Origin of the sequence: Streptomyces sp. NPDC093510 (assembly GCF_040683555.1) — a bacterium.
GTDB lineage: Bacteria > Actinomycetota > Actinomycetes > Streptomycetales > Streptomycetaceae > Streptomyces.
Genome location: NZ_JBFBEE010000004.1, coordinates 58,550 through 75,155, shown reverse-complemented (window position 1 = coordinate 75,155; position 16,606 = coordinate 58,550). Strand labels below are relative to the sequence as shown.

General features: G+C 72.1%; 14 protein-coding genes. 8 read left to right on the top strand and 6 right to left on the bottom strand.

What is annotated here, in order from left to right:
- Positions 1 to 15 precede the first annotated feature (15 nt).
- The 3 genes from AB0N81_RS07400 to rsmH form a co-directional block, all read right to left on the bottom strand.
- Positions 16 to 1,980: a penicillin-binding transpeptidase domain-containing protein gene (locus tag AB0N81_RS07400; protein WP_365356499.1), complete on the bottom strand. Its 1,965-nt coding sequence runs from the start codon at positions 1,978 to 1,980 to the stop codon at positions 16 to 18.
- A gap of 5 nt (positions 1,981 to 1,985) precedes the next feature.
- Positions 1,986 to 2,546, bottom strand: coding sequence for a septum formation initiator family protein (locus tag AB0N81_RS07395; RefSeq protein ID WP_365356498.1), 561 nt, complete (start codon positions 2,544 to 2,546; stop codon positions 1,986 to 1,988).
- 64 nt (positions 2,547 to 2,610) lie between these two features.
- A complete protein-coding gene (gene rsmH, locus AB0N81_RS07390) occupies positions 2,611 to 3,570 on the bottom strand; it encodes a 16S rRNA (cytosine(1402)-N(4))-methyltransferase RsmH (protein ID WP_365356496.1) in 960 nt (319 codons plus the stop codon).
- Between the two features lie 419 nt (positions 3,571 to 3,989).
- Here rsmH and AB0N81_RS07385 point away from each other — a divergent pair, with 419 nt between their 5' ends.
- The 4 genes from AB0N81_RS07385 (at position 3,990) to AB0N81_RS07370 (ending at position 9,618) form a co-directional block, all read left to right on the top strand.
- Positions 3,990 to 4,550, top strand: a complete 561-nt coding sequence (locus AB0N81_RS07385) for a carbonic anhydrase (protein WP_365356495.1) — start codon at positions 3,990 to 3,992, stop codon at positions 4,548 to 4,550.
- A 223-nt stretch (positions 4,551 to 4,773) separates the two neighbouring features.
- The gene (locus AB0N81_RS07380; protein ID WP_365356494.1) at positions 4,774 to 5,796 is read left to right on the top strand and encodes a MoxR family ATPase; all 1,023 of its coding nucleotides are present in this window, start codon (positions 4,774 to 4,776) and stop codon (positions 5,794 to 5,796) included.
- Positions 5,796 to 7,163, top strand: coding sequence for a DUF58 domain-containing protein (locus AB0N81_RS07375; protein WP_365356492.1), 1,368 nt, complete (start codon positions 5,796 to 5,798; stop codon positions 7,161 to 7,163). The genes AB0N81_RS07380 and AB0N81_RS07375 overlap by 1 nt, the downstream gene beginning before the upstream one ends.
- Before the next feature lie 34 nt (positions 7,164 to 7,197).
- Entirely contained in the window at positions 7,198 to 9,618 is a 2,421-nt protein-coding gene (locus AB0N81_RS07370) for a DUF3488 and transglutaminase-like domain-containing protein (RefSeq protein ID WP_365356491.1), read from the top strand.
- Between the two features lie 158 nt (positions 9,619 to 9,776).
- On the opposite strand, the gene AB0N81_RS07365 is transcribed toward AB0N81_RS07370, so the two are convergent.
- The 3 genes from AB0N81_RS07365 to AB0N81_RS07355 all read right to left on the bottom strand — a co-directional run bounded on the left by AB0N81_RS07365 (position 9,777) and on the right by AB0N81_RS07355 (position 11,951).
- The gene (locus AB0N81_RS07365; protein ID WP_365356490.1) at positions 9,777 to 10,193 is read right to left on the bottom strand and encodes a DUF3040 domain-containing protein; all 417 of its coding nucleotides are present in this window, start codon (positions 10,191 to 10,193) and stop codon (positions 9,777 to 9,779) included.
- 275 nt (positions 10,194 to 10,468) lie between these two features.
- Complete coding sequence (locus AB0N81_RS07360; protein WP_365356488.1) at positions 10,469 to 11,305, bottom strand: methyltransferase; 837 nt, start codon at positions 11,303 to 11,305, stop codon at positions 10,469 to 10,471.
- Between the two features lie 97 nt (positions 11,306 to 11,402).
- Positions 11,403 to 11,951: an SAV_6107 family HEPN domain-containing protein gene (locus AB0N81_RS07355; protein WP_365356487.1), complete on the bottom strand. Its 549-nt coding sequence runs from the start codon at positions 11,949 to 11,951 to the stop codon at positions 11,403 to 11,405.
- Between the two features lie 172 nt (positions 11,952 to 12,123).
- Here AB0N81_RS07355 and AB0N81_RS07350 point away from each other — a divergent pair, with 172 nt between their 5' ends.
- From AB0N81_RS07350 to AB0N81_RS07335, 4 genes are all read left to right on the top strand, one after another.
- Complete coding sequence (locus AB0N81_RS07350) at positions 12,124 to 12,909, top strand: ATP-binding cassette domain-containing protein (protein WP_365356485.1); 786 nt, start codon at positions 12,124 to 12,126, stop codon at positions 12,907 to 12,909.
- A complete protein-coding gene (locus AB0N81_RS07345) occupies positions 12,881 to 14,965 on the top strand; it encodes a YhgE/Pip domain-containing protein (protein WP_365356484.1) in 2,085 nt (694 codons plus the stop codon). Before AB0N81_RS07350 ends, AB0N81_RS07345 begins: the two co-directional genes overlap by 29 nt.
- Positions 14,966 to 14,982: 17 nt before the next feature.
- Positions 14,983 to 15,603 (top strand): TetR/AcrR family transcriptional regulator, encoded by a 621-nt coding sequence (locus AB0N81_RS07340; protein WP_365356483.1) that lies wholly within the window; start codon positions 14,983 to 14,985, stop codon positions 15,601 to 15,603.
- 364 nt (positions 15,604 to 15,967) lie between these two features.
- Complete coding sequence (locus AB0N81_RS07335; RefSeq protein ID WP_365356482.1) at positions 15,968 to 16,582, top strand: DUF4126 domain-containing protein; 615 nt, start codon at positions 15,968 to 15,970, stop codon at positions 16,580 to 16,582.
- Positions 16,583 to 16,606: the final 24 nt, after the last annotated feature.

Sequence of the window (16,606 nt, the reverse complement as noted above, 5' to 3'; positions counted from 1 at the left end):
GTTCCTGGTCGGTTCTCAGGGCTTGAAGGTCACCGGAAGGCGGGCCGGGCCGCTTCCGGTGGGCGGGACTTGGAGCGTCTTGAGGGCGAACTCCATGACCTCCTTGTAGATGGGGCCGCAGATCTGGCCGCCGAAGTAGCTGCCCTTGGTGGCGTTCTGGATCGCGCAGTAGACCGTGACGCGCGGCTTGTCGGCGGGCGCGAAGCCGGCGAACGAGGAGGTGTAGCCCTTGTAGCGGCCGGTCGCCGGGTCGACCCGGTTGGCCGTACCGGTCTTGCCCGCGACGCGGTAGCCGGGGATGCGGGCCTTGGTGCCGGTGCCCTCTTCGTCGTCGACGACGGATTCGAGCATCTGCGAGACCGTCTTGGCGGTCTTCTCGCTCACCACGCGGGTCTTCTTGGGCTTCGGCGCGGGGGTGAAGCGGCCGTCGGGGCCCTTCGTGCCGCGTACGAGCGTGGGTTCGATGCGCACGCCGCCGTTGGCGATGGTCGAGTAGACCGAGGCGGCCTGCATGGCGTTGATGGAGACGCCCTGGCCGAACGGGATCGTGAACTGCTGCGAGGTGGACCACTTGGCGGCGGGCGCGAGGATGCCGGAGGTCTCGCCGGGGAAGTCGAGGCCGGTCTCCTTGCCGATGCCGAACTTGCGCAGATACGAGTAGAGGGCCTCGTTGGCCTCCTTCTGCGTCCTGCCGAGTTCGCCGGTGGCGAGGATCGTGCCGATGTTGGAGGACTTGGCGAGGACGCCGTTGAGCGTCAGATGCCAGGTCGGGTGGTCGATGTCGTCCTGGAAGAGGCGGTCGCCGCGGTGCAGCCGGTTGGGCACCGTCACATGGGTGCCGGGCGTGGCCGCGTTCTCCTCCAGGACGGCGGCCATCGACATGACCTTGGCGGTGGAGCCGGGCTCGAAGGCGTCCTGGAGGGCGGCGTTGCCGAGGGCGGCGCCGTCGGCCTGGGTGAGGTCGTTCGGGTCGAAGCCGGGGGCGTTGGCCATCGCAAGGACCTCGCCGGTCCGGGCGTCCTGCACTATCACGTAGCCGCGGTCCGCCTTGGACTTCCTGACCTGCTCGCTGATGGCGTTCTGCGCGGCCCACTGGATGTCGCGGTCGATGGTGAGCTCGACGTCGGAGCCGGGCACGGCGGGCGTCTCCGTGGAGCCCGCGGTCGGCACCTGGCGGCCGCCGGACTGGGCGTAGCGGATCTTGCCGTCCTCGCCGGCCAGCTTCTTGTCGAGCTGCGCCTCCAGGCCGCCCGCGCCCTTGCCGTCGGAGTTGACCCAGCCCAGTATCCCGGCGCCGAGATCGTCGTTCGGGTAGACCCGCTTGCTGCTCGGGTCGGCGAGGACGCCGGCCAGCACGTTCGGCGATGCCGGATCGGTGCCCGCCTTCTCGGCGAGCGCGCCGCGCAGGTCCTTGATCTGCTTCCACACCTGCGGGCTCTGTCGGCGGGCGAGCAGGACGTAACGCGTCTTGGGGGTCTTGAGCTTCTTGGTGAGCTCGGCGACGCCCTTGTCGAGGATCGGGGCCAGCAGGGCGGCCGCCTGCTCGGGCGCGTCCTTGGTCTTCATCTCCTCCGGCGTGAACAGCGTGGGGTCCGCCGTGATGTCGTACGCGTCCACGCTGGCGGCCAGTTCGACGCCGCCGCGGTCGGTGATGCGGCCGCGCTCGGCGGCCAGGGTGTGGGTGAAGTAGCGGTTCTTCTCGGCCTTGGCCGCGTACGCGCTCGCGTCGACGGCCTGCACCTGCAGCAGCCGTACGACGAAGGCCAGCATCACCAGGGTCAGGCCGAGGCTGACCATGCGCAGGCGGGGCCGGGGGCTGCCCAGGCGGATGGTGCGGGCCTTGCCCTTGGCCTTCGCGGCGGGACGGCGGGTGGCGGGGCGGCCGCCGCCCGCGGGCCGGCGGGGGGCGCCGGGCCGTGCGGGGCGGGAGGGCCTCGCGGGTCCTGGCACCCGGCGGCGCGGGGGTTCCCTGTCGGACACGTGCGTCACCTGCCGGAGGTCGTCGTGGGGCCGGGCTGCGTGGGTGCCTGGGCGGCGGGGGTGGGGGCGGACGGCGGCGGGGCGGCTGCCGTGACGTCCGGGGCCGGGGGCGGCACGGGTGGCGCGACCGGGATCGAGACGGACGCCGCGGGGGACGCGACCTCCTGCGGGCGCGGCGCGGGGTACCCCAGCGACGAGGGGCGGGCCGCGGCGCCCGGCACGCCGCGCACGGTCCCGTCGGGGTTCAGGAAGGCCGGGTCGCCGCCCGGGACCATGCCGAGCTCACCGGCGCGGCGCTGGAGGGCGTCGGGGGCGGCATAGCCGTCCACCTCGCGCTGGAGCTCCTGCTTCTCCTCGGTGAGGTCCTTGGTCTCCTTCTTCAGCTCGCTCAGCTGGAACGAGCCTTCGTTGAGGGAGGAGTTCAGGATGAGCAGCCCGATCAGGCCGCCGCCGAGGAGCAGGACGACGAGGAGGACGAAGGGGGTGCGCGCGGCCTGGCTCGGGCCCTGGGGCAGCAGCCGCGCGAGGCGGGCGGCCCTCCCCCGCAACTCGGGCTTCTTGCTCATGGAGCCTCCTCGCGGACTCTGATCAGCGGACTCTGATCAGCGGACTCTGATCAGCGGGTGCTGCTCAGCGGACGTCTTCTCGTACGCGCTGCGCGCCCCGCAGCCGGGCCGGGGCCGCCCTGCGGTTCTCGGCGACCTCTTCCTCTGTGGGGAGTTCGGCGCCGCGGGTCAGGAGCTTGAGCCTCGGCTGGTAGCGCTCGGGGACGACGGGCAGGCCGGGCGGCGCGGTGTTCGCGGCACCGGCCGCGAACACCTGCTTGACTAGGCGGTCCTCCAGCGAGTGGTACGAGAGGACGGCGATCCGGCCGCCGACGGCGAGCGCCTTCACGGCGGCCGGGATGGCCTGCTCCAGGACGCTCAGTTCGCCGTTGACCTCGATGCGCAGGGCCTGGAAGGTGCGCTTGGCGGGGTTGCCGCCGGTGCGCTTGGCGGCCTGCGGCAGCGAGTCACGGATGAGCTCGACGAGCCGCGCGCTGTTGCTGAACGGCTCCTTCTGGCGCTCGCGGACGACCGCGCCGACGATGCGCTTGGCCTGCTTCTCCTCGCCGTACTGGCGCAGGATACGCACCAGTTCGCCCGGTGCGTACGTGTTGAGGACCTCGGCCGCGCTGATGCCGGTCGTCTGGTCCATGCGCATGTCGAGGGGCGCGTCCTGGGCGTACGCGAATCCGCGGTCCGCCTCGTCGAGTTGCATGGAGGAGACGCCGAGGTCGAAGAGGACGCCCTGGACGCGCGGGATGCCGAGGCGGTCGAGCACGTCGGGGAGTTCGTCGTACACCGCGTGCACCAGGGTGGCCCGGTCGCCGAAGGGGGCGAGCCGCTCACCGGACAGGCGCAGCGCTTCCTTGTCGCGGTCCAGGGCGACGAGGCGGGCCGAGGGGAAGGTGGCGAGGAGGGCCTCGCTGTGGCCGCCGAGTCCGAGGGTGCAGTCGACGACGACGGCGCCCGGCTCGGCGAGCGCGGGGGCCAGCATGTCCAGGCACCGCTGAAGCATCACCGGGACGTGTCGGCTGTTGTCGCTCAAGGGGCCCTCTCAGGTCCGGCGCGGCGTGCGCACGCACCGCCGGGTCCCCACCCGCTCCGTGAAGGGGAATGGACTGCTGGCGCCGGGGAAGTGGCGTCAGCCGACCGGGAGCGGGAGGAGGCCGAGCCGTACGTACGCGCCGCGCACGTGGGGGGATTCAGGGAATCCCCGGGATGTGCGGTCCAGCAGGGAGCAGGTCACGTCTCCCGCTTCGCGTCACTTTAGTCCACCGTGTCTCCCGGTCAATCAACCGGCCTGCGCGTCGCGGACCGGCCCCGACAGGGGTGCGAATCCGGCGGGGTCACCCGTTCGGCCGCGCCTGCGCCACCCTGTGGGTTAGCTCACAACAAGACTCTTTGGCGTTCTTTGTCCCTCCCCACAGCGGGCCCCGACGATCAGTGCCCACTAACGTCATCTCTATGTCGACTTCCGCAGCCTCCCCGGACCGCATCCCCGCCGAGCCGACCGCCGACGACATAGCCGCCGGCACGGTCACCGACCGCCTGGTCGAAGCGAACCAGAAGTACGCCTCCGGGTTCACCGACCCGGGCATGGACGCCCGTCCCGTCCAGCGCGTCGCCATCGTCGCGTGCATGGACGCCCGTCTCGACCTGCACGAGGCCCTCGGCCTGGAACTGGGCGACTGCCACACCATCCGGAACGCGGGCGGCGTGGTGACCGACGACGTCATCCGCTCCCTGACCATCAGCCAGCGTGCGCTCGGCACCCGCAGCGTGGTCCTCATCCACCACACCGGCTGCGGCCTGGAGACCCTCACCGAGGAGTTCCGCCAGGACCTGGAGAACGAGGTCGGGCAGCGGCCGACGTGGGCGGTGGAGTCCTTCCGCGACGTGGACCAGGACGTACGGCAGTCGATGAAGCGGGTGCGGACCTCGCCGTTCCTGTCGCACACCGACGACATCCGGGGGTTCGTCTTCGACGTGAAGACGGGTCTGCTGCGGGAGATCGACGCCGCGTGACTGACAAAGCGGCGTAAAGCCCGACAAATCGGAGCCAGTTATCCACAGGCGAGTGACACGACCCGGTATGCCCAACAACAATGCGGGGGTGGCACCGCGCGAAACCATTCACGCGTGCTGCCGGTGAATTCGGGGTGTACCGGGTCGCGCGTTCGAATGGCGGCTTGGAAATGGGGTATCCCCTGCTCCTTGAGAGCGTGGGGGAAGGGCCGAGGAGGGCCGGGTGACGACCTATGACGATCGAGCGAGCCTCACAGATCTGACCACCACAGCGGAGCGTGTCCGCGGGTCGGTGGAGAGTGTGATCGAGGGCAAGCCAGAGGTCGTACGGCTTTCGCTGACCGTGCTCCTGGCGGAGGGGCACCTGCTCATCGAGGATGTACCGGGCGTGGGCAAGACCATGCTCGCCAAGGCGCTCGCGCGCTCCATCGACTGCTCCGTGCGCCGGATCCAGTTCACACCGGATCTGCTGCCGTCGGACATCACCGGTGTGTCCATCTTCGATCAGCAGCGCAGGGACTTCGAGTTCAAGCCGGGGGCGATCTTCGCGCAGATCGTGATCGGCGACGAGATCAACCGCGCGTCTCCGAAGACGCAGTCCGCGCTGCTCGAGTCGATGGAGGAGCGCCAGGTCACCATCGACGGGCAGACCTACGAACTGCCCAGCCCGTTCATGGTGGTGGCCACGCAGAACCCCGTCGAGATGGAGGGGACCTACCCGCTGCCCGAGGCACAGCGCGACCGCTTCATGGCGCGGGTCTCGATCGGCTATCCGGGCCCTGAGGCCGAGTTGCAGATGCTCGACATCCACGGCGGCGTCTCACCCCTCGACGACCTCCAGCCGGTGGCACACGCGCACGACATCGTGAAGCTCATCGACGCCGTGCGCACGGTCCACGTGGCCGACCCCGTGCGGCGGTACGCGGTGGACCTGGTCGGCGCGACCCGCAACCACCCGGACCTCAGACTCGGGGCGTCCCCGCGCGCGACGCTGCACCTGCTGCGGGCCGCCAAGGCCTCCGCCGCGCTCAGCGGCCGCGAGTTCGCCCTGCCCGACGACGTGCAGGCCCTGGCCGTCGCGGTCCTCGCCCACCGCCTGCTGCCCACGGCACAGGCCCAGTTGAACCGGCGTACGGCCGAAGCCGTCGTCCTGGAGATCCTGCAGCGCACCCCGGTGCCCGCCGCCACGCCCCCGGGCACCGGCGCCTTCTTCAACCAGCAGCCGCCCGGCGCCCGGAGGCTTTGATGGCGTCCGGGGGGACGCCGGCGGGCCCCGCCGATGACGAGAAGGGCGGGGTGCGCACGGCCCTCGCGGGCCTGACCACACGCGGACGTTCCTTCCTCGCGGCCGGCGTCGCCGCCGCCGTCTGCGCCTATGTCCTCGGCCAGAGCGACCTGCTGCGCGTCGGGCTGCTGCTCGCCGTGCTGCCGCTGGTGTGCGCCACCGTCCTGTTCCGCACCCGGTACCGCGTCGCGGGCAGCCGCAGGCTCTCCCCCGCGCGCGTGCCCGCCGGTTCGGAGGCCCGCGTCCACCTGCGGATGGACAACGTCTCGCGGCTGCCCACCGGGCTGCTGATGCTCCAGGACCGGGTGCCCTACGTGCTCGGCCCGCGGCCCCGCTTCGTACTCGACCGCGTCGAGGCGGGCGGGCGGCGCGAGGTGTCCTACCGCGTCCGCTCCGACCTGCGCGGCCGCTATCCGCTGGGGCCCTTGCAGCTGCGCCTGACGGACCCGTTCGGGATGTGCGAACTGACGCGCTCCTTCTCCACGTACGACACCCTGACGGTCATCCCGCGCGTGGAGGCGCTGCCTCCGGTGCGGCTCACCGGTGAGGCGAAGGGGTACGGCGACGGGCGCAACCGCTCGCTGGCGCTGGCCGGCGAGGACGACGTCATCCCGCGCGGGTACCGGTACGGCGACGACCTGCGCCGGGTGCACTGGCGCTCCACCGCGCGCTACGGAGAGCTGATGGTGCGCCGCGAGGAGCAGCCGCAGCGGGCCCGCTGCACGGTGCTCCTGGACACCCGGGGCGTAGGCTTCCGGGGCGCGGGGCCCGACTCGGCCTTCGAGTGGGCGGTGTCGGGCACGGCATCCGCCCTGGTGCACATGCTCGAACGGGGCTTCTCGGTGCGCCTGTTGACCGACACGGGCACCTCCGTGCCGGGCGAGGGCTCCGACGGCTTCGCGGGCGCCAGCCAGGAGTCGGCGGACGCGGCCGGGCTGATGATGGACACGCTCGCCGTGATCGACCACTCGGACGGCGCCGGGCTCTCCCGGGCCTACGACGTGCTGCGCGGCGGAAACGAGGGCCTCCTCCTCGCCTTCCTCGGAGACCTGGACGAGGAGCAGGCCGCGGTGGTCGCCAAGATGCGCCAGCGCAGCGGCTCCGCGGTCGCCTTCGTACTGGACAGCGCGGCCTGGGCGCAGGGGCAGGGGGCCCCGCCGTCCGGTGCCGGGGAGGCCCGCGTGCGGATGCTCCGCCAGGCGGGCTGGACGGCTCTAGCCGTACCGCCGGGGGCGGGCCTCGCGGACCTGTGGCGGCAGGCGGACCACGCCCGCACGAGCGCGGGCCCGGCGCCCGCCGCGGGCACGACGACCGGGGGTTGGGCATGAGCGGCCGGGGACGTACGACAGCGGGGGGACGGACATGAGCGGACGCGCGCGGCTCGCGGTGTGCGCCACCGCGGCCACGCTGATGGCGTCGGGCTCGCTGCTGCCGCTGGTCGATCCCGCCACGTGGTTCCTCCAGGCGGTGGTCCTGCTCGTGCTGCAGAGCGGGGTGGGTGCGCTGGCCCGGCGGGTGCCGCTGGCCAGGCCGCTCACCGTCGCGGTGCAGGCACTGTTCTCGCTGTTCCTGCTGACGCTGGCCTTCGCCCGCGAACAGGCCGTCGCGGGGATCGTGCCGGGGCCCGAGGTGTTCCAGCGGTTCGGGCTGCTCCTGGAGGCGGGCGGCAACGACGTCAGCAAGTACATGATCCCGGCGCCGCTCAGCGACGGCATCCGGTTGATGCTGGTCGGCGGCGTCCTGGTGATCGGCCTCGCGGTGGACGCGCTGGCGGTGACGTTCCGTACCGCGGCTCCCGCCGGGCTTCCGCTGCTCGCCCTCTACTCGGTCGCGGCGGGGCTCTCGGACGGCGGCGCCGGATGGCTGTGGTTCCTGCTGGCCGCCGCCGGCTATCTGCTGCTGCTCCTGGCGGAGGGCCGGGACCGGCTCTCGCAGTGGGGGCGGGTGTTCGGCGGCGCGGCGCGCGCGCCGGGCCGGGTCTCCGGAGGTCTGGAGAGCGAGAGCGGGGCGGTCGCCCCGGTCCGCACGGGGCGGCGCATCGGCGCCGTCGCGCTGGGCATCGCCCTGGTGGTGCCGCTCGCGCTGCCCGCCCTGGACGGTGGCCTCCTGGACGGCTCCGGCGGTCCGGGGGGCGGCGGCTCGGGCGGCGGCGGGACGATCTCGGCCGTGAACCCGCTGCTCGCGCTCCAGGACAGCCTGAACCAGCCGGAGGACCGCGAGGTCCTCTCGTACCGTACGAACGCCGAGACGACCGACGACCTGTATCTGCGGATCGTCTCGCTCGACCAGTTCGACGGCACGACGTGGAAGACCACCGTCCGGCGCATCCAGGACGTGCCGTCGCCGCTGCCGAACCCCCGGGGCCTGCGCCCCGACGTCCGCAGGACCGAGATCCAGACGAACCTCTCGGCCGCCGACAGCTACGCGCAGAACTGGCTGCCCATGCCCTTCCCCGCCAGCCAGGTGGAGGCCGGCGGCCGCTGGCGGTTCGAGCCGGTGGGCCGCGCTCTCGTCGGCGACCGGGGACAGACGACCCGGGGTGTGCAGTACCAGGTCAAGAGCCTGATCGTCGACCCCACGGCCGAGCAGCTGGCGGCCGCGCCGGCGCCTCCCGACAGCCTGAGGCGCGAGTTCACCGATGTGCCGGAATCGCTCCCGCCGCTGGTCGGGGAGCGGGCCCGGCAGGTCACCAAGGGCGCCGCGAACCAGTACGAGCAGGCGGTCAAGCTCCAGGACTACTTCGCCTCGGACGGCGGGTTCACGTACAACACCCAGGTGCGGGCGGGCAACGGCCCCTCCGCGATCGAGCGGTTCCTGAAGCAGAAGGAGGGCTTCTGCGTCCACTTCTCCTTCGCGATGGCCTCCATGGCGCGGACGCTGGGCATCCCCGCCCGGGTCGCGGTGGGCTTCACGCCGGGCACCGCGCAGGGCGACGGCTCGATGTCGGTCGGGCTGCGGGACGCGCACGCCTGGCCCGAGCTGTACTTCGAGGGCGTGGGCTGGACCCGTTTCGAGCCGACGCCGAGCCGCGGCACGGTGCCCGAGTACACCCGCTCGGACGTCCCGTCGGACGGCGCGAGCGACCCGGACACGCCGGAGCCCGCCGAGTCCTCCGAGCCGTCCACGGCGCCCTCCGCGTCGGACGCCTGCCCGCCCGACCAGCAGAAGCAGGGCGGCTGCGCGAGCGCCGCTCCGCAGGTCGCGGCCGGTTCTGGCGGTGAAGGACCGCCCATCGCGATGATCGTGGGCATCGGCCTCGCGGCGCTGCTCGTCCTCGGGGCGCCGCTGCTGCCCTTGCTGTGGCGGACCCGTACGCGGGCGGCTCGGCTGGCGACCGGCGGCCCCGCCGACGCGGCGACGCGGACGCTGGCAGCCTGGCTCGAAGTGACCGATACGGCCTGGGACCACGGCATTGCGCCGGACGAGTCACAGACCCCCCGGAAGGCGGCGGCGCGGATCGTCCGCGTCGGACAGCTGACGGCGGGGCCGGCGGAGGCCGTCCACCGGGTGGCGGCCGCGGTGGAGCAGGTGCTCTATGCCCCGCGCCCCCAGCTCGCGACCGGACTGGCCGAGGATGTGCGGCGGGTGCGGGACGGACTGAACGCCTCGGTGGGCCGGACCACCCGGCTGCGGGTCACGCTCGCGCCGCGTTCGACCGCGCGGGTGGTCTGGGCGCTCTCGGACCGGTGGGCGGCGTTCGGCGCGCGCTGGCGGGAGCGGGGCGCGAAGCGGTGGGCGAGTGTCGCGCGGAAGCTGCCCCGCCGGGCCGGTCAGGAGGGCTGAGGCCTCGGGCCTCGGGCCTCGGGCCGGGGGGCGTGAGACCCCGGGAGGCTTGAGGCGGGGGCCGCGTACACATGTGTGAGGGGTGACCGCCCCATCCGGGCGGTCACCCCTCACACATGACTACGTCTGTTCGGCGACCGGGTCTGTTCGGTGACCGGCTACTGGCCGCCGCCCTGCTGTTCGTCGCGGCGGCGCTGCCACCGCTGCTCGATGCGGTCCATGACCGAGCGGCGCTGCCTCGCCTGCCGTGGGGCCGCGGCCCCACCCGGCGCGGCGGCTGTGCCCGAAGGTTGTTCGCCCGGCTTCGGCGCTTTGCGCCAACCGGTGACGGCGAGCACCGCGCAGCCCAGCATGACGAGGAACCCCACCACGCTGATCCAGATCTGCTGGGCGACCATTCCGGCCATGAGAAGGGCGATACCCACCAGGAAGCCCACGACCGCTTGGTAGACCCGCTTCCGGGTGTACGTGCGCAGCCCGCTTCCCTCAAGCGCTGTCGCGAACTTGGGATCTTCGGCGTACAGCGCTCGCTCCATCTGCTCGAGCATGCGCTGCTCGTGCTCCGAGAGCGGCACGGAGTCCTCCTCATCGTGCAGTCGCCGGGGCGACCGGGGGTCCCCTTCAGGATAGGCAGGGAATCGCCCCCGTGAAACCCGCCCCTCTGCGCCAACTTCGCCAAACCGGACCTTCACGCCGCTCCGGCTCGCTGAAGCGTGCATTCCCCAGCGGCCGAACCGTCATGCAGAACGGTGTCCCTCGATCATACGGCGCCCGTAGCCCGTTCGGGGGGCCTGTGGCGTACTCCATGTGCGGCTGCGGCCCTGATCAGCCGGTCGGCCACAGGAGCACCTCAGTTCCCGGACGCGTCCCGCGCCTCACCGAGCACGTGCAGCTGGGTGGCGACGGAGTGGAAAGCGGGCAGTTCCGCGGCGGCGGCCTCCAGCTTGAGGAGGGCCTCCAGGGCGCCCGGCTCGGTGTCCACGAGGACTCCGGGGACCAGGTCGGCGAAGACCCGGACGCCGTGCACCGCGTCGACGCGCACGCCCGCGGCCTCGACAAGACCGGTGAGCTGTTCGGCGGTGAAGCGCCGCGGCACGGGGTCGCCCGTGCCCCAGCGGCCCGCCGGGTCGGTGAGCGCGGCCTGCGCCTCCTTGAAGTGCCCGGCGAGGGCCCGCGCGAGCACGGCGCCGCCGAGGCCCGCGCCGAGCAGGCTGAGGATGCCGGAGGGGCGCAGCGCGTCCACGGCGAGACGCACGCCCTCTGCGGGGTCGTCCACGTACTCCAGGACGCCGTGGCACAGGACCGCGTCGAAGCCGCCGCGCTCGACGACGTCGAAGAGGCCGAGCACGTCGCCCTGGACGCCGCGCACCCGGTCGGCGACGCCGGCCTCGGCGGCCCGGCGCTCCAGCGCGAACAGGGCGTTCGGACTGGGGTCGACGACGGTGACGCGGTGGCCGAGACGGGCGACCGGCACCGCGAAGTTGCCGCTGCCGCCTCCGGTGTCGAGCACATCCAGTTCGGTGCGCGACTCCCGGCCGGTGACCTCGGCGCGGCGGTCGAGGGCGTCCTTCAGGACGTCCCAGACCACTGCTGTACGAAGTGAAGCGCGCGGGCGAGAGGGGTCGGAGCGCAGCGACGCCGGTTGCGGGTGGTGGTGGGAGACGGGCGGGCGCATCGGGTCCGACACGGCAGGTGACTCCTCGGCGCTTGGGATGCGAACGCCTCCACCTTATTGCCTGCGGGTCCGTGCCCCGGCCATGGCTCCCGGGGCACGGATGCGCCGGTCAGCCCGCGTCCGGCGGCTCCCGGCCCGCGTCCTGCGACTCCTGCCTCGGCTGGGGCAGCACGGGCTGGAGCACCAGCATCCGCTCGACGATGCGCAGGAACATCGCCACGTCGCGGAGCAGGTCGTCGGCGTCGCGGGCGGTGGCGGCGGCCGCTATGCCCGCCTCGGCGCGGGCCCTGCGGGCGGCGCCGGAGGCGAACAGGGCGCTCCACTCGGTCAGTTCGGGAGCTATCTCGGGGAGGACTTCCCAGGCGCTGCGGATGCGCTGCCTGCGGCGCGGTGTCGTCTCGGGGCGGCCGCGGGCGGCGAGGACGGCGGCGGCGGTGCGCAGGGCGGCGAGGTGGGCGGTGGCGTAGCGCTCGTGCGGGGCGTCCAGGTGGGTGGCCTCGTCGATTCCGGCGCGGGCCTGGGCGAGCAGTTCGAGAGCGGCGGGCGGGGCGGTCGCGCGGCGCAGGACGGGGTGGACATCGCTCGCCGGGCCGGTCAGTGAGGGAGCAGGACCGACGGCGCTGTGCCGGCGGGCGGCTGCTGCGGAAGTGCTGGCCATGACGAACCTCCTGTCGTCGTGTGACGGCGCAGTGGCCGTATGTGCCCATCGTGGGGTACGCCACTGACAATCGGCTCTGACCTGGGGCTTTGCCTCGATCGAGGGTTCGGGCTTATTTTTGAACTGACCAGTCAGTTCAAAAGCCGTTTTCGATGGAGGGGCAGGGGGGACTGTGGACGGTCCGACCGACGACGTGCGCGGAGTCGCCGTCACCGCCGAGGACTTCGGGCTCAAGGGGCCGCGCGGCTGGGCGTTCCGCGGCATCCGGTTCGAGGCCGGGCCCGGCTCACTGATTGCGCTGGAGGGCCCGTCGGGTACGGGCCGCACCTGTCTTCTGCTCGCGCTCACGGGACGTATGCGTGCCACCGAGGGCCACGCGTCGGTGGGCCGCTTCCTGCTGCCCAAGCAGCTGGCCCCGGTGCGCCGGATCAGCGGGCTCGGCCCCGTGCCGGGCGTCACCGACCTCGACCCGGCCCTGACCGTCGCCGAGCACCTGCACGAACGGGCGCTCCTGGAGCGGCGGTTCGGCGGGTCGCTGCGCTCTCTGCTGCGGCCGCGCGACGAGCGGAGGAACGAGATGCGGATGCGCGTCGACACCGCGCTTGCCGCCGCCGGGCTCGACACGGAGACGCTACCGAAGGGGCGGCGGACCTCCGTACGCGATCTGGAGCGGCTCGAGGTCCTGCGGCTCTCCGTGGCCCTGGCCCTGATCGGCCGGCCGCGGGTGCTCGGCGTCGACGACACCGACCTGAAGCTTTCTGACGCCGAACGGGCCGAGGCCTGGGGGATGTTGAAGTCCCTCACGGAGCGCGGGACGACCGTCGTGGCGGTGTGCAGCGAGGCTCCGGAGGGCGCGGTCGTGGTCCGCACCCACACCACCCGCCCCACCGACGCCACCCTCCTCAACGACGACGACAAGGAGACGGCGGATGCGCTCGCCGAAGCTGGCCGCGCTTGAGCTCAGGCGCTTCGGCAGGGGGAAGCTGCCGCGCGCCGCGCTCGTGGCGCTCCTGCTCCTCCCCCTGTTGTACGGCGCCCTGTACTTGTGGTCGTTCTGGGACCCGTACGGCCATCTCGACCGCATCCCCGTGGCGCTCGTCAACGAGGACAAGGGGGCGACCGCGCAGGGCAAGAAGCTCGCGGCGGGCGACAACATCGTGAAGGGGTTGCGCGACAGCAAGACCTTCGAATGGCATGAGGTGAGTGACGCCGAGGCGCGCGAGGGCGTCGAGGACGGGACCTACTACCTGTCGCTGACCATGCCCACGGACTTCAGCAAGCGCATCGCGTCGAGTTCGGGGGACTCTCCGGAGACAGGCGCCCTGCGGGTGCGTACGAACGACGCCAACAACTACATCGTCGGGCAGATCTCACGGACCGTCTTCTCCGAGGTGCGGTCCGCCGCGTCCACGAAGGCGTCACGCTCCTTCCTCGACAAGATCTTCATCTCGTTCTCCGACATCCACGGGAAGACGCAGCAGGCCGCCGAGGGCGCCGACAAGCTGGACACCGGCATCGGGAAGGCGAAGAAGGGCTCCAAGGACCTCGCGAACGGTCTCGGGGACGCCAAGAAGGGCAGCGGCGACCTCGCTGGGGGCGTCAAGAAGCTCCACACGGGCGCGGGCAAGCTCGAAACCGGTGCGAAGAAGGTCGCGGACGGCACGCAGCGACTGGCCGACAAGGTCAACGGTACGGCGGACAAGGTGCGGCCCTTCCTTAAGGACAACGGCAAGTCCATCGGCCACACGGCTCAGCTCGTCGCCGACTCCTCCAAGGCGATGCGCCACAACCTGGACACCTGGGTGAAGCTGGCGCCCGGCGCGGCCGAGGGCGCCGAGGACGCCTCCCGGATCATGGACGACCTCTACACGAAGCAGTGCGTGAAGGCCCCCGTCCCCGACCCCGGCTGCCCGGAGATCAAGAAGGCCAAGAAGGCCACGGAGAACGTGTCGGCCATCGCGGACGACATGAACACCCTGATCAAGGACCAGAACAGCGACGTCAAGAAGCTCGACAAGCACCTGGCCACGCTCCAGAAGAAGTCCCAGGCGCTCGCCGACCGCGCCCCGCACCTCGACGAGGAGCTGAACACCGCGGTCACCCGGATCAACGACCTGAACAAGGGCGCGGGTCAGGTGGCCAAGGGCGCCAAGAAGATCCACACGGGCCTCGGGGCCGCCAGGACCGGCGCCGACGACCTCGACACGGGCATCGGCAAGCTGGAGACCGGCGCGGGCGACCTCAAGGGCGGCCTGTTCAAGCTGGCCGACGGTTCCGCGAAGCTGTCCGACGGGCTGCACGACGGCGTCAAGAAGATCCCCGACTACGACAAGAAGGACCGCGACGAGCGCACCGGAGTCATGTCCGACCCCGTGCAGCTCGCCTCCCAGTCGATGCACAAGGCGCCCAACTACGGCACGGGCTTCGCGCCGTACTTCATCCCGCTCTCCCTGTGGGTCGGCGCGATGGTGGCGTACATGCTGATCCAGCCGCTCAACCGGCGCGCGCTCGCCGCGGGTGCCCCCGCGTGGCGCATCGCGGTCGCGGGCTGGCTCCCGGTGGCCGCCCTGGGCGTGCTCCAGACCGCGGCCCTGCTCTCGGTCCTGCACTGGGGGATCGGCCTCCAGATGGCCAGGGCGGCCGGGACCGTGGGCTTCCTCTGCCTGGTGACGGCGTGCTTCGCGGCGATCGTGCAGTGGCTCAACGCGCGCTTCGGGGCGGCGGGGCGGATACTCGTCCTCGCCGCGCTGATGCTGCAGCTGACGTCGGCGGGCGGCACGTACCCCGTACAGACCAGCCCCGGCTTCTTCAGCGCGATCCACCCCTTCCTGCCGATGAGCTACGTCGTCGAGGCTCTCCGGAGACTCATCACAGGCGGCGGACTCGGCCCTGTCTGGCAGGGCTGCGCGGTCCTGACGGCCTTCACCGCGGGCGCCCTCGCACTCACCGCGCTCTCCGCACGCCGCAAGCAGGTGTGGACCCTGGACCGGCTGCACCCGGAGCTGACCCTGTGAGTGTGAGAATCAGGCCCATGGACAGCAGTGCAGGCAGCACCCGCCGCGAGGCCACCAGGCAGAAGCTCTACGAGGCGGCCGTCACCCTCATCGCGGAGCAGGGCTTCTCGGCCACGACGGTGGACGAGATCGCCGAACGGGCCGGGGTCGCGAAGGGCACCGTCTACTACAACTTCGCGAGCAAATCGGTCCTCTTCGAAGAGCTGCTGCGGCACGGCGTCGGCCTGCTCACCGCCTCCCTGAAGGAGGCGGCCGACGCGGCGGACACCGGGGGCGGCAGCAAGGTCGACGCCCTCGACGCGATGATCCGCGCGGGCCTGGTCTTCATCAACCGCTACCCGGCCTTCACCCAGCTGTACGTCGCCGAGCTGTGGCGGACCAACCGGGCCTGGCAGTCCACGCTGCTCGTGGTCAGGCAGCAGGCCGTGGCGGTGGTCGAGGACGTGCTGCGGGCGGGTGTGGACAACGGCGAGCTCAGCGAGGAGATCGACATCCCGCTGACGGCCGCCGCGCTCGTCGGCATGGTGCTGGTGGCCGCGCTGGACTGGCAGGCGTTCCAGCCGGAGCGCTCGCTGGACGACGTGCACGCCGCGCTGTCGCGGCTGCTTCAGGGCAGGGTCAGCGGCACGCGCGCGTAGGGACACGAAAACTCCGCACAACGGCGCCGGTCCGGTGCCCCCGTACACCGGGCGGCACCGGACCGGCGCTTTCTTCGTGTCCCCCCGTAACCCCCGTACGACCCCCGTTAGGTCGTCCCCCCGAGTCACCCCCGTACCTCGCTCCCGCCGTGCCGGCGGGAGGAGCGGCCAAGGGCGCGGCACCGTTCCGCCGCCCCGTGTCGGCGGTACCGGCGCTGCGCCCTTCTCCGTGCCCCACACTCTTCCGTCTTTGCAGGTGGGGCCCCATCCGCGCGCGTACTCATCTCACCCACTAGGTACGGATACTCAGACGCACGCGCTCATCCCCGGGCCGCTTCGTCCCCGACTGGTTACGATCACGTCCGTGTCCGTACTCCCCCTGGTGTTCACCAGCGGCTGGGCGAGCGGGATCAACGCGTACGCCGTTGTCCTGTTGCTCGGCATCTTCGGCGCGACGGGTGTCAGTGACGAGGTTCCCGAGGCGCTCCAGCGGCCCGATGTGCTGATCGCGACGGGTGTGCTCTTCGTGTGCGAGGCCGTCGCCGACAAGATCCCGTACGTCGACTCCGTCTGGGACACCGTGCACACCGTGATCCGGCCGGTGTCCGGCGCCGTGGTGGGCGCGCTCCTCGCGGGCCAGAGCGGGTCTCTGCCGGATCTGGCCGCGGGCGCCGTGGGCGGCTCGACGGCGCTGGCCAGCCATGCGGTGAAGGCCGGCACGCGGATGGCGATCAACACCTCGCCCGAACCGTTCAGCAACGTCGTGATGAGCACGGCCGAGGACCTCGGCGTCGGCGGCCTCATCAGCTTCGCGATGTTCTACCCGGAGGCCGCCGCGATCATCGCGGCCGTGCTTCTGCTCCTCGGCCTGTTCCTGCTGTTCTTCCTCGTCTCGCGGATCCGGCGGTTCCTGCGGCGCAGGGCGCAGCGGCGCGAGGAGAAGCGGCTCGCGGGGCGGACAGGACCACCGCCGCCCTGACTGTCGGTGGCGGCCGATAAAGTC